Annotated in this window: 10 protein-coding genes; 5 read left to right on the top strand and 5 right to left on the bottom strand. The window is 68.1% G+C overall.

What is annotated here, in order from left to right:
- Positions 1 to 3: 3 nt before the first annotated feature.
- The 3 genes from dapE to AC0IY0_RS06035 form a co-directional block, all read right to left on the bottom strand.
- The gene (dapE, locus tag AC0IY0_RS06045) at positions 4 to 1,173 is read right to left on the bottom strand and encodes a succinyl-diaminopimelate desuccinylase (RefSeq protein WP_147905877.1); all 1,170 of its coding nucleotides are present in this window, start codon (positions 1,171 to 1,173) and stop codon (positions 4 to 6) included.
- A 376-nt stretch (positions 1,174 to 1,549) separates the two neighbouring features.
- Complete coding sequence (locus AC0IY0_RS06040) at positions 1,550 to 3,892, bottom strand: amylo-alpha-1,6-glucosidase (RefSeq protein ID WP_147938679.1); 2,343 nt, start codon at positions 3,890 to 3,892, stop codon at positions 1,550 to 1,552.
- Between the two features lie 148 nt (positions 3,893 to 4,040).
- A complete protein-coding gene (locus tag AC0IY0_RS06035) occupies positions 4,041 to 5,171 on the bottom strand; it encodes a glycosyltransferase family 4 protein (protein ID WP_471763309.1) in 1,131 nt (376 codons plus the stop codon).
- Positions 5,172 to 5,545: 374 nt separating this feature from the next.
- Between AC0IY0_RS06035 and rpmI the strand changes: the two genes are divergently transcribed.
- The 5 genes from rpmI to AC0IY0_RS06010 all read left to right on the top strand — a co-directional run bounded on the left by rpmI (position 5,546) and on the right by AC0IY0_RS06010 (position 11,059).
- Positions 5,546 to 5,749 carry a 50S ribosomal protein L35 gene (rpmI, locus tag AC0IY0_RS06030; RefSeq protein ID WP_007561407.1) on the top strand — a complete coding sequence of 68 codons (204 nt, stop codon included), beginning with the start codon at positions 5,546 to 5,548 and terminating at the stop codon, positions 5,747 to 5,749.
- A gap of 50 nt (positions 5,750 to 5,799) precedes the next feature.
- Positions 5,800 to 6,177, top strand: a complete 378-nt coding sequence (rplT, locus tag AC0IY0_RS06025) for a 50S ribosomal protein L20 (protein ID WP_147905880.1) — start codon at positions 5,800 to 5,802, stop codon at positions 6,175 to 6,177.
- Between the two features lie 164 nt (positions 6,178 to 6,341).
- Positions 6,342 to 7,424 carry a phenylalanine--tRNA ligase subunit alpha gene (gene pheS, locus AC0IY0_RS06020; RefSeq protein WP_471763308.1) on the top strand — a complete coding sequence of 361 codons (1,083 nt, stop codon included), beginning with the start codon at positions 6,342 to 6,344 and terminating at the stop codon, positions 7,422 to 7,424.
- 322 nt (positions 7,425 to 7,746) lie between these two features.
- The gene (gene pheT, locus AC0IY0_RS06015) at positions 7,747 to 10,167 is read left to right on the top strand and encodes a phenylalanine--tRNA ligase subunit beta (protein ID WP_471763307.1); all 2,421 of its coding nucleotides are present in this window, start codon (positions 7,747 to 7,749) and stop codon (positions 10,165 to 10,167) included.
- A gap of 10 nt (positions 10,168 to 10,177) precedes the next feature.
- Positions 10,178 to 11,059 carry a DUF1186 domain-containing protein gene (locus AC0IY0_RS06010; RefSeq protein WP_471763306.1) on the top strand — a complete coding sequence of 294 codons (882 nt, stop codon included), beginning with the start codon at positions 10,178 to 10,180 and terminating at the stop codon, positions 11,057 to 11,059.
- Here the strand turns inward: AC0IY0_RS06010 and AC0IY0_RS06005 are convergent.
- Positions 11,048 to 11,833 carry a HesA/MoeB/ThiF family protein gene (locus AC0IY0_RS06005; RefSeq protein ID WP_471763305.1) on the bottom strand — a complete coding sequence of 262 codons (786 nt, stop codon included), beginning with the start codon at positions 11,831 to 11,833 and terminating at the stop codon, positions 11,048 to 11,050. The two genes, AC0IY0_RS06010 and AC0IY0_RS06005, sit on opposite strands and share 12 nt — an antisense overlap.
- 98 nt (positions 11,834 to 11,931) lie before the next feature.
- Positions 11,932 to 12,453: a translation initiation factor IF-3 gene (gene infC / locus AC0IY0_RS06000; RefSeq protein WP_007561393.1), complete on the bottom strand. Its 522-nt coding sequence runs from the start codon at positions 12,451 to 12,453 to the stop codon at positions 11,932 to 11,934.
- Positions 12,454 to 12,537: the final 84 nt, after the last annotated feature.

Below are 12,537 nucleotides of genomic sequence, written 5' to 3'. Positions count from 1 at the left end.
GACTCAGCTCCAGGGTCGAAAATACGCCTCCAGCACCCGCTCGTAGATCGCCGTCAGCCGGTCGAGATCGGCCACCGCCACGCATTCGTCGACCTGGTGCATGGTCTCGCCGACCAGCCCGAACTCGATCACCGGGCAGGCATCCTTGATGAAGCGCGCGTCCGACGTCCCACCGGTGGTCGACAGGGCGGGCGTCAGGCCGGTCTCGACCCGGATCGCCTCGGAGACGAGGTCCACGAAGGCGTCCGGTTGGGTCAGGAAGGCGGGTGCGTTCGACGGCTGCAGGTCCAGGCTGAAGCGGATTGCGTTGCCGGCCGCCTGCTCCAGCCGCCTGCGGAGTTCGGCGCCCAGGCTCTCGGCGGTCCAATCGTCGTTGAACCGGACGTTGAAGGTGGCACGGGCGGTCGCCGGGATCACGTTGGTGGCCGGGTTGCCGACGTCGATCGTGGTGAATTCCAGGTTCGAGGCATCGAAATGTGCCGTGCCGCGGTCGAGCGGCTCCGCGACCAGCGCCGAGGCGAGCCGCAGCAGCCCGGGAATCGGGTTCTCGGCCTTATGCGGGTAGGCGACGTGGCCCTGGCGGCCCAGCACGGTCAGCTTGCCGGTGAGCGAGCCGCGGCGGCCGATCTTGATCATCTCGCCGAGCTGACCCGGATTGGTCGGCTCGCCGAGCAGGCAATGGTCGAAGCGTTCGCCCCGGGCGCGGGCCCAGTCGAGCAGCTTGACCGTGCCGTTGACCGCCGGCCCCTCCTCGTCGCCGGTGATCAGGAAGGCGATGGAGCCGGCGAAGTCGCTGCCCCGGCGGCCCAGGAACGCCAGGGTCGCGGCCAGCATACAGGCGATACCGCCCTTCATGTCGGCGGCGCCGCGGCCATAGAGCATGCCGTCCGCCACCGCCCCGTCGAACGGTCCGTGGCGCCAGGCCCCGTCGCCTTCCGGCACTACGTCGGTGTGGCCGGCGAAGACGAGGCAAGGACCACGCGTGCCGATGCGTGCGTACAGGTTCGGCGTATCGGGATAACCCGGCTCGGCGAAGACCGGCCGCTCGATCGCGAATCCAACCGCGCCGAGAGTCTGCGCAACCACATCGAGGGCGCCGCGATCCTCAGGGGTCACGGACGGGCAGCGGATCAGCGCTTGAGCGAGCGACAGAGCGGAATGGTCGGTCGGCATGGGGCGTGTCCCGGAACTGAGGAATTCGGGCGGCCCCTTACAGCAAGTCGGGCCGCCCGGAGACGGGAGATGAGCGAGACCCTGACATCCCAGAGCGTCGTTGTTTCCGCAGCGCTTTTCCCGGAGTGCATACAGCGGCAGCGGGATGCAATCCGGGGTCCAGCACGAAGGCACGCGCAGCGTCCACCGGATCGTCTGTGCCGCTTCTCGGCGCGTTCGTCACCTGGATACCGGATCGCCTTCCACCGACCCGGCAGGCGGCCAGGAAAGGGCGGCCAGCGGTTCCGTCCTCGACCTGCCACGAAAGGCCGTGGGCTGGCCTCGGCCACGGACCGCCGCGGCACCGTCATCGGGCCGCGGCGGCTGGCGGGCCCGCCTACTTCGTCACGATCAGCTGCACGTCACCGTGGCGGCGCAGCACTGAGACCGTGACGTCGTCGTCGTAGCGCTGAAACCGGATGTCCAGGCGCGAGTGCCCCAGCTTGACGTTGTAGAGCGTCACACCGTCGAGGAAGCCGGGCAGGACCGGGTTCTTCAGCCGGACGCTGTTGCGGTCGTGATCGAGCTCCAGGCCCAGGCAGGCGGCCAGGAACGCGAACGGTGCCGCCGCCGCCCAGGCCTGCGGGCTGCAGGCCACTGGGTATGCCACCGGCCCGCGCTGGCGCCGGCGCATGAAGCCGCAGAACAGCTCCGGCAGCCGCTTCTGGTCCTGGTAGAGCGAGGTGTCGAACATCCCCTGGAAGATGCGCGCCGCCTCGTGCTTGCGGTCGTAGCGGGCCAGCCCCATCGCGATCAGGGCGTTGTCGTGCGGCCAGATCGAGCCGTTGTGGTACGACATCGGATTGTAGCGCGCCTCGCCCTTGGCGATGGTGCGCACGCCCCAGCCGTTGAAGCCGTCCTTGCCCAGCAGGGTCTCGGCGACCCGGGCGGCCCGCTCCGGCTTGGCGATTCCGGTGAACAGCGCGTGCCCGGCATTCGACGAGCGCACGGCGCACTGCTTCTTGGAGCCGTCGAGCGCGAGTGCGTAGGTGCCGATCTCCTCGTTCCAGAACGCGGCGTCGAAGCGTTCGCGCAGGGCGGTGGCTTCGTGCGACAGGCGCTCGGCCATCGGATCGTGCCCGAGCAAAGCCGCGAGCTTGGCCATGCCATTTTTGGCGGCGTAGACGTAGCCCTGCACCTCGCACAGCGCGATCGGCCCCTTGGCGAGTTGGCCGTCGGTGTGGAAGATCGAATCGTGGCTGTCCTTCCAGCCCTGGTTCTCAAGGCCCTTGTCGGTGTCGCGGGCGTATTCGACGAAGCCGTCGCCGTCGCGATCGCCGTACCGGTCCATCCATTCGAGGGCGAGTTCCAGGGACGGCCAGATCGCCCGGATGGTCTCGAGATCGCCCGTGACGGCGTAGTACTCCCAGGCCAGCATCACGAAGAGCGGCGTGCCGTCGATGGTGCCGTAGTAATGACGGAAGGGTACCTCGCCGAGCATCGCCATCTCACCCCGGCGTGTCTCGTGCAGTACCTTGCCGGGCTGGGCATCGGCTGCCGGATCGACCGCCCGGGCCTGGGTCGCCGCGAGGTAGCGCAGGACGCCGCGGCCGAACTTCGGATCGATCCACAGCGCCATCATGGCGGTGATGATGCCGTCGCGGCCGAACACCGTGGAGTACCAGGGGATCCCGGCGAACGGGTAGATCCCCTCCGGCGTGCGGCTCGCCAGCATGTAGAGGTCGGCCGTGGCCCGGCACAGGCCCTCGTTGAACTGGTCGTTCGACGAGATGATCGTGGTGATCCCCGCCGTCAGCTCGCGCAGGTCCCGGCGCGAATCGCGATAGGCCCGGGCGAAGATCATGCCCTCGGCGAGGTCCTTCGGCTCGCGACGGGCGCCGCCGACATTGGCCGCCAGGGTCAGCTTGGCGGCCGCGTCCTCGCCGACCATCTCGGCACCCGGGGGCTTGGTGAAGGCCCGGTGGGCCTCGAAGGCCACGCGGATGAACAGGGAAGCACGGCCCTCCGGCGGCAGAGACACGTCGAAGGCGACGCGGCCCGGCTCGATCACGTCCGGCTTCGGGCCGAAGTGAAGGGAGGTCGTGCGCACGATCTCATCGAGCCCGACATAGCGGAACTGCACCTCCCGGTCGCTCGCCACCAGGACGCCGCGCTTGCCGCGCTCCTTGCGGTCCGTGCCGCGCACTTCGAACAGGTCGCGGTAATCGGCATCGAACGTGATGGCGATGCGCAGGCGCCGATGCTTCGAATCGAACGAGCGCAGGCCGATGCGGTCGTAGCAGGCGCCCCGGAACAGGAACTTGGTGCGCTCGATCGCGATGGTCTCGCGCGGGATCGAGGTCTCGTCGTGGGCGTCGAGGCGGATGTCGGGCGTCGTCATGTCGACGCTCAGAGCGCCGTTGTCGTCCTGCATGACCGAGGACAGCATCAGCGGACGCTGGCCCTCCACCGTGAGCTCGAGGCGGGACAGATACCGGGTGTCCTGGAAGTACAGGCCCTCCGGCCCGGGCTGGACGCCGATATCCCCGTAGGAGTCCAGGACCCCGAACGCCTCGCCGAACTTCAGGGCCCGCAGCGGGCGCTCGACCAACGAGGTGTGGGCCTCGATGTGGTAGGTCGGCAGCACATCGTCAGCGTCCTGAAAGCCGGGCGCCACCGAGACGGTGCCGCCCTGTGTCCGCGCGGTCGCATCGTGGGCCGCCGTATTCTCCGCCGCCATGCAGAACGTCTCCGAGTGCGTGTGAGGGGTACGAATCGAGAGGGCCGCCGCATCGGTACTGATGCGGCGGCCCTCGTGACCATTCGGATGAGGCGCCTTTGCGACGCTAGGCCGGGCTGGCCGTTCCTCGCAAGCCCGATGCCGAATCTCAGGCCGGCATCGCGGCGACCGAAATGGCCGGACGCGCGGAGCCGTTGACGTCACCGTAATGCGGCTGGAACCCGGACTTCTGCATCTGGATCACGTCGGCGCCCCGGGACAGAAGCTCCTCGTAGGCGGCGACATACTTCTTGACCATGCACTCAGCGGTGAACTGGCTTTCGAAGTGGCGGCGCACGCCCTCGCGGCTCATGGTCTTGACCTTGGCCACCGCGTTCACCGCGTCGTCCATCGTCTCGCAGAGCACGCCGCTGACACCGTCCTTGATCACCTCAGGCACGGAGCCGTTCCGGAACGCGATCACCGGGGTTCCGGCCGACATTGCCTCGATCATGACGAGGCCGAAGGGCTCCGGCCAGTCGATCGGGAAGGCGAGCGCCAGTGCGTTGCCGAGGAAGGACTTCTTCTGCTCTTCGTTGATCTCGCCGATGTACTCGACCAGCGGGTGATGGGTCATCGGCTCGATAACCTCGTCCCAGTAATCCTGGTCCGCCTTATCGACCTTGGCGGCGATCTTGAGCGGCGTGCCCGAACGGATCGCCATCTCGATGGCACGGTCGGGGCGCTTCTCCGGAGAGATGCGACCCAGGAACGCCAGATAACCGCCGGCGGCCTCGGGGGTGTACGGGCAGTTCTGCGACGGCAGGCCGTGATGGATCGTGGCCAGCCAGTTGACGTTCGGCGGCATCGGCTCGCGCTGGTTGTCGGAGATCGACACGAGCGGCATGCCGGTGAAAGTGCGGTAGACGGGCATGAAGTCCGGAACGTCGAGACGACCATGCATCGTGGTGATGCACTTGTGGTTCAGATCCTCGAACATCGGATACTGAAGCAGATCGATGTGGAAGTGCAGGATATCGAACTCGTGCGCCCGGCGATGGACCTGATGCAGCATAGCCAGGTGGCTGGCGGTGTGATCCCGGTAACCGAGCAGACGCAGGCCTTCGGGCGTGCAGGCCGCAAGCTTGGCCGACGTCTCCGAATCGCCGCTGGCGAACAGGGTGACGTCGTGGCCCTGGCGGACCAGTTCTTCCGTGATCCAGCTGACGACGCGCTCGGTGCCGCCGTAGAACTTCGGAGGGACGGCCTCCGACAACGGAGCGATTTGGGCAATGCGCACGAAGTGTCTCCTGGTTGGCCGACTTTGACGAAAGATCTAACCCTGCCGGCCTGAGCGGGACATGAATGAAACCGACGGCCAAGGTTATGGTTCCTGCGCCTGCAGGTTGTCTCGATAACTTTTGTGCAGCGCGGAAGCTGTCCCCGCATTCCCCGATGCGCGCCCACCCTCGGGCTTCGGCTGCGGCGCACCCCGATGCCACCGAAGCCGTTGCCGTGGCTTCGCGTTTCTGTCATAAGCCGCCCCGCGTCGAACCGCCCGGCCGATAGGGCTGCCGTGGCGGCTCGTGCTGCTCCACCAGAAGCATCATCGCGCACACCTCATCCGACCCTCACGGGTCGGCCCGGAGGAATTTTCGCGCAACGGAGAGCCAAATGCCCAAGCTGAAGACCAAATCAGGCGCCAAGAAGCGCTTCAAGATCACCGGCACCGGCAAGGTGATGTACGCCCAGGCCGGCAAGCGCCACGGGATGATCAAGCGGACGACCAAGCAGATCCGCAACCTGCGCGGCACCACGACCCTGTTCGAGGGCGATGCCGCCAACGTGAAGAAGTACTTCCTGCCGAACGCACGGTAAGCCTTCGACACCCGTTGCCACTGTCTTTCGTCGAAACCAGGAGATAACCGATGGCCCGCGTCAAACGCGGCGTGACCAGTCACGCGAAGCACAAAAAAGTTCTGAAGGCCGCCAAGGGCTATTACGGCCGGCGCAAGAATACCATCCGCATCGCCAAACAGGCGGTCGAGAAGGGCATGCAGTATGCCTATCGCGACCGCAAGAATAAGAAGCGCACGTTCCGCGCCCTCTGGATCCAGCGCCTCAACGCGGCGGTCCGGGAGCATGGCCTGACCTATTCGCGCTTCATCAACGGTCTTGCCAAGTCCGGCATCATCGTCGACCGCAAGGCGCTGTCGGAGCTGGCGATCCACGAGCCGGCGAGCTTTGCCGCCGTGGTCGAGAAGGCCAAGGCCGCCCTCCCCGAGACCACCGCCAAGGCCGCCTGACTTCAGGCCCTCGGCGAGACACAGGAAGGCGCGGCTCTCCCCCGAGAGTCGCGCCTTCTGCGTTCCCGGGGCGCGGCCCGGCCACGCGCGCGCTTGCGCGACGGCGAACAACGCGCGAGAGCACGCCGCGACGGCGGCTCCGACAACCCTGCTCGAAGGCAGCGATGACCGATCTTGATACCCTCGAACGCGACCTCCTGGCTCAGGTGACGGCGGCCTCCGACGAGGCGGCGCTCGACGCGGTGCGCGTCGCCGCACTGGGCAAGAAGGGCAGCGTCTCGGACCTGCTGAAGACGCTGGGCGCGATGACGCCGAACGAGCGCAAGGAGCGCGGGCCCCTGATCAACGGCCTGCGCGACCGGATCCAGGGCGCCGTCACCGCTCGCAAGACCGTCCTGATGGAAGCCGCGCTGGAGGCTCGCCTCGCCTCCGAGCGGGTGGACGTGACGCTGCCGCTGCGGGACGCCCCGGAGGTCCGCGGCCGGATCCATCCGATCACCCAGGTGATCGACGAGATCACGGCGATCTTCGCCGACATGGGCTTCGCCGTCGCGGAAGGCCCCGATATCGAGACCGACGAACTGAACTTCACGGCGCTCAACTTCCCGCCCGGCCACCCGGCGCGCGAGATGCACGACACCTTCTTCCTGGCGGCCGACCATGCCGGAAAGCGCAAGGTGCTGCGCACCCACACGTCACCCGTCCAGATCCGCACGATGCGGTCGCAGGCGCCGCCGATCCGGGTGATCATCCCGGGCCGGACCTACCGGCACGATTCCGACCAGACGCACACGCCGATGTTCCATCAGGTCGAGGGCCTGGTGATCGACACGGCAGCCAACATCGCGAACCTGAAATGGGTGCTGGAGGCGTTCTGCAAGGCGTTCTTCGAGGTCGATGGGGTGAAGATGCGCTTCCGCCCATCGTTCTTCCCGTTCACCGAGCCGTCGGCCGAGGTCGACATCCAGTGCTCCCGCAAGGGCGGCGAGATTCGCTTCGGCGAGGGCGACGACTGGCTGGAGATCCTGGGCTGCGGGATGGTCCACCCGAACGTCCTGCGCAATTGCGGCCTCGATCCGGACGCGGTGCAGGGCTTCGCGTTCGGGGTCGGCATCGACCGCATCGCCATGCTCAAGTACGGCATGCCGGACCTGCGTCCGTTCTTCGAGGCGGATGTCCGCTGGCTGGACCATTACGGTTTCCGGCCGCTCGACGTGCCGAGCCTGATCGGCGGTCTGACGGGGTAGGGAGAGGTTTGGGGGGGACCATGATGACGAGTGCGAGCGCGGAGATCCGTAATGCCGCGTCTCGGCAATTCCATCATCTCCGATCTTCTTGAAGTGGCCGAAATGCCAGCCCACCAGAGCGGTCGGATGAACTTGCGCACGGCACCGCTGCGACGTGCCGTGAGCACTGTCTATTACACCGTCTCCCACGGTCTTTGTTTCGATGGCTCGCGCCCGAGAGGCCGTGGAGGCCCTTGAGTCCCTGGGCGACGACCAGCGCCGCAAGCTGGCTATCCTCCTCATAACGAAAGCCCGGCTCTCCTGAGCCAAGAGGTTACGATCGATGAAATTCACCCTCTCCTGGCTCAAGGACCACCTCGACACCGAGGCTTCCCTCGACACCATCACCGAGACGCTGACGCGCATCGGCCTCGAGGTCGAGGGCGTCGAGGACAAGGCGGCCGCGCTCAAGCCCTACGTCGTCGCCCGGATCCTGACAGCCGAGCAGCATCCGAACGCCGACCGTCTGCGGGTCTGCACCGTCGAGACCGGGGCGGGCGTGCCGATCCAGGTGGTCTGCGGTGCGCCGAACGCACGCGCGGGTCTCGTGTCGGTGTTCGCGCCGCCCGGCACCTATGTGCCCGGGAAGGCGATCACCCTCTCGGTCGGCACGATCCGCGGCGTCGAGAGCCACGGCATGCTGTGCTCGGGGGCGGAACTCGGACTCGGCGAGGACCATGATGGCATCCTCGAACTCCCGGCCGATGCGCCGGTCGGCCAGGGCTACGCCCTCTATGCCGGGCTCGACGATGCGGTCATCGAGATCAACCTGACGCCGAACCGTCCGGACTGCACCTCGGTGCACGGCATCGCCCGCGACCTCGCGGCGACCGGGATCGGCAGCCTCAAGCACGAGGCCGCGCCGGGCGTGCGCGGCGAAGGTCCCTGCCCGGTCGAGGTCGACCTGGCCCTCGCGCCGGAGGATCGCGGACTTTGCCCGCTCTTCGCCCTTCGACTCGTGCGCGGCGTGAAGAACGGTCCGTCGCCGGCCTGGATGCAGGCCAGGCTGCGGGCGATCGGTCTTCGACCGATCAACGCCCTCGTGGACATCACCAACTACGTCACCTTCGATCGCGGCCGGCCGCTGCACGTGTTCGACGCCGCCAAGGTCTCGGGCAACCTGACGGTGCGGCGGGCCCACGGAGGCGAAAGCCTCCTGGCGCTCGACGGACGGACCTACACGCTCACCGACGACACCGTGGTGATCGCCGATCAAGCCGGCGTCGAATCGATAGCCGGCATCATGGGTGGCCAGGCCTCCGGCTGCGACGAGTCCACCACGGACGTGCTGATTGAATCGGCGCTGTGGGACCCGGCCAACATCGCCCAGTCCGGGCGCCGGCTCGGCATCATCACCGATGCGCGCTACCGGTTCGAGCGCGGCGTCGACCCGGCCTTCACGCTCCCCGGCCTGGACCTCGCCACGCGCCTCGTGGTCGATCTGTGCGGCGGCACGCCCTCCCAGGCGACGATCGCCGGCGAGCCCCCGGAATCGGAGCGGATCATCGATTTCCCGTGGACCGAGGTGCGGCGCCTGGCCGGCATCGAACTGCCGCAGACCGAGATCAAGCTGATCCTGGAGACGCTGGGTTTCCAAATCTCCGGCACCGGCGACCGGGTGGAGGTCCTGACACCGTCCTGGCGGCCCGATGTCGAGGGCAAGGCCGACTTGGTCGAGGAGGTCATCCGTATCGCCGGCCTGGACCGGATCGAGCCGAAGCCGCTGCCGCGGATTGCCGGGATCGGCCGGCCGCTGCTCACGGTGATGCAGAAGCGCACCCGGACGGCCAAGCGGGCCCTGGCGAGTCGCGGCCTGATGGAAGCGGTGACCTGGTCCTTCGTCCCGCATTCCGATGCCGAGCTGTTCGGCGGGGGCGGCGCCGACCTCGTGCTCGCCAACCCGATCGCGTCCGAACTGTCGGACATGCGCCCGAGCCTGGTGCCGGGTCTGCTGCGGGCGGCGCAGCGCAACGCCGACCGCGGCTATCCGGATGCGGCCCTGTTCGAGGTCGGTCAGTGCTTCGCCTCGGACGAGCCGGAAGGGCAGAGCATCCGCGCCGCCGCAGTGCGTCGCGGCAGCGCAACCCTGACGGGTGCCGGGCGCCATTGGGACGGCTCGGCCGGGACGGTGGACGTCTTCGCCGCGAAGGCCGACGCCCTCGCCCTGCTGGGCGCCCTAGGCGTGCCGACCGGCGGCCTCCAGGTTACGGCAGGCGGCCCGACCTGGCTCCACCCCGGACGCTCGGGCACGCTGCGCTTCGGGCCGAAATCCGAGATCGGCTGGTTCGGCGAGGTCCATCCGCGGACCCTGCAGGCCCTCGACCTCAAGGGCAGCCTGGTGGCGTTCGAGATCGTGCTCGACGCCCTGCCTTTGCCCAAGCACAAGCCGACCAAGGCCAAGCCCGCTCTGGCCCTCTCCGAGTTCCAGCCGCTGTCCCGGGACTTCGCCTTCCTGGTCGGCCGCGACGTCCCGGCAGGCGACATCGTCAAGGCGGCGCAAGGGGCGGAGCGCAAGCTGGTCACCGGCGTCGAGGTCTTCGACCTCTACGAGGGGACCGGCGTGCCGGACGGGTCCAAGTCGGTGGCCATCGCGGTTCACCTGCAGCCGGTGGAGCGCACCCTCACCGATGCCGAGATCGAGGCGGTGAGCGCCAAGATCGTCACGGAAGTCTCGCGCCGGACCGGCGCGACCCTGCGGTCCTAAGGAAAACGGCATGAACCGGATCGCAGCGCTCATCGAGGACCTGGCGGCGTCCGAGCACCTGCCGACCAAGGCGCTGCGGGAAGCGCTCGGACATCCGGCCGAGATCGCCGATGCGACTCTGCCGCTGCTCGAAGCCGCGGCCGAGGGGCGGGAGATCTCGCCGGAGGACGCCAACCTCCTGTTCTGGGGCGTGCACGTCCTGGCGCATGCCCGGGATACGCGCGCCCTCGCGCCGCTCCTCAAGCTCCTCCGGCAGGACGAGGAAACGCTCGACGCGATCCTGGGCGACGCCGTGACGGCGACGCTCTCCAAGGTCGTGGCGAGCCTGTTCGACGGCGATCAACTGCCGCTGTTCCGGCTGATCCTCGACAGCACGGTCGATGACCTCACCCGCATGGCGCTGCTGTCGGCCTGCACCTTCCTGACCCTGGAGGGCCGGATCGACCGCGACGCGATGCACGCGCTGCTGGTCCGCTTCGACGACGCGCAGGCGGCCGTCGAGGAGGGACCGGCCTGGGTCGGCTGGGAGGAGGCGATCGCACATCTGGGCTTTCGCGATCTCGCCCCGCGTGCCGCGGCGGCTCGGGCGGACGGGCGGATCACCGACGAGATCAGCGACGCGGCCTGGTTCAAGGAGGCGCTGCGCAAGGCCGAGACCAAGCCGGAGGACCGGGACCGGCTCGGGCCCTACCAGTACGGCTATCTCGACGATCCGGTCGAGGCGCTCGACTGGACCGCGGAGGGCGCCGGCGAGCCGCAGCGCAATCCGTTGAAGGATGTCGGGCGCAACGATCCGTGTCCCTGCGGCTCGGGCAAGAAGTTCAAGAAGTGCTGCCTCGGCAAGCAGGAGGCCGAGGGCCCGTGGATGCCGCCGGGTGCCCTATTGGGCTGAGGCCGCGGTGCCGCTGAGCGGATTGTCCGGGTCCCAGCCGTAGCGCAGCGTCTCGAATCGCATCGAGCGGGCGTCCACCATGAGCAGGCGCCCGACCAACGGTTCGCCGAATTGGGCCACGGCGCGGATCACCTCCATGGCCATCAGCGAGCCCATCACGCCGGCCAGCGCCCCGAGCACGCCGGCCTCGGCGCAGGCCGGCACGCTGCCGGGCGGCGGCGGGTTCGGGAACAGGCAGCGATAGGTCGGGTTCGGCTTGCCGTCCGGGCCGGTCTCGTGCGCGCGGATCGTGGTGAGCGTCCCGTCGAACCGGCCGAGCGCAGCGGTCACCAGCGGTCGCCCGGCGTGGAAGCAGGCATCCGAGACGGCGTAGCGAGTGGCGAAGTTGTCGGAGCCGTCGGCCACGAGGTCGTAGCCGGCGATCAGATCGACGGCATTGTCCGGCGTGATGCGGAACGGATTCGGGACCACCGACACGTGCGGGTTGAGGCGTTCGACCGCGTCGGCCGCGCTCTCGACCTTCGGCCGGCCGAGATCCGGCGTGCCGTGAATCACCTGGCGCTGCAGGTTCGACAGCGAGACGGTGTCGTCGTCGACGATGCCGATCGTGCCGATGCCGGCGGCCGCAAGATACTGGATCAGCGGCGCGCCGAGCCCCCCTGCCCCGATCACCAGCACCCGGGCCGCCTTGAGGCGTGCCTGCCCGGGGCCACCGACCTCGGCCAGGACCAGGTGACGGGCGTAGCGTTCGATCTCTTCGGGAGCGAGGGCCATAGTCAGGAGATAGTCGCCTCCGCGGCTTTGCGGAAGCGCTACAAATACGAACGCCGCCCCGGGTCAGGAGGCGGCGTAAATCGCTGTGGCCGAGCGGATCAGCGCGGCGCGAGGATCATGATCATCTGGCGGCCTTCGAGCATCGGCTCGCTCTCCACCTTGGCGATCTCGGCCGTCTCGTTTTTCACGCGCTCCAGGAGGCGCAGGCCGATATCCTGGTGAGCCATCTCACGACCGCGGAAGCGCAGGGTCACCTTGACCTTGTCGCCCTCCTCGAAGAAGCGATGAACCGACTTCATCTTGGTATCGTAATCGTGCTTGTCGATGCCGGGGCGGAGCTTGATCTCCTTGACCTCGACGGTCTTCTGCCGCTTGCGCGCCTCGTTCTGCTTCTTCTGCTCGTTGAAGCGGAAGCGCCCGTAATCGAGCAGCTTGCAGACGGGCGGCACCGAGTTCGGCGCGATCTCCACGAGATCGAGGCCGGCCTCCTCAGCGAGAGTCAGCGCGTCGAAGAAGGGGACGACGCCGCGGTTCTGCCCGGTATCGTCGATCAGCTGCACTTCCCGCACCCCGCGAATGTCGCGGTTGGCGCGCGGCCCGTCCTTCTGCGGGGCCGGCATGGCTCTCATCGGTCTACGAATGGCTTCGGTCTCCTGCTGCAACGACGAAACGGCGGATCTGGCGACCCGTTCCGTGGATCCCCT

It is taken from the genome of Methylobacterium sp. AC315 (genome assembly GCF_979253755.1).
This window is presented reverse-complemented; position numbering and strand designations above follow the sequence as displayed.

What these genes read in the sequence shown, in the direction of transcription:
- AC0IY0_RS06005 (WP_471763305.1), bottom strand. Translation starts at nt 11,833, where the DNA reads ATGGCCCTCGCTCCCGAAGAGATCGAACGCTACGCCCGTCACCTGGTC.
- infC (WP_007561393.1), bottom strand. Translation starts at nt 12,453, where the DNA reads ATGCCGGCCCCGCAGAAGGACGGGCCGCGCGCCAACCGCGACATTCGC.
- pheT (WP_471763307.1), top strand. Translation starts at nt 7,747, where the DNA reads ATGAAATTCACCCTCTCCTGGCTCAAGGACCACCTCGACACCGAGGCT.
- AC0IY0_RS06010 (WP_471763306.1), top strand. Translation starts at nt 10,178, where the DNA reads ATGAACCGGATCGCAGCGCTCATCGAGGACCTGGCGGCGTCCGAGCAC.
- pheS (WP_471763308.1), top strand. Translation starts at nt 6,342, where the DNA reads ATGACCGATCTTGATACCCTCGAACGCGACCTCCTGGCTCAGGTGACG.
- rplT (WP_147905880.1), top strand. Translation starts at nt 5,800, where the DNA reads ATGGCCCGCGTCAAACGCGGCGTGACCAGTCACGCGAAGCACAAAAAA.
- AC0IY0_RS06040 (WP_147938679.1), bottom strand. Translation starts at nt 3,892, where the DNA reads ATGGCGGCGGAGAATACGGCGGCCCACGATGCGACCGCGCGGACACAG.
- rpmI (WP_007561407.1), top strand. Translation starts at nt 5,546, where the DNA reads ATGCCCAAGCTGAAGACCAAATCAGGCGCCAAGAAGCGCTTCAAGATC.
- dapE (WP_147905877.1), bottom strand. Translation starts at nt 1,173, where the DNA reads ATGCCGACCGACCATTCCGCTCTGTCGCTCGCTCAAGCGCTGATCCGC.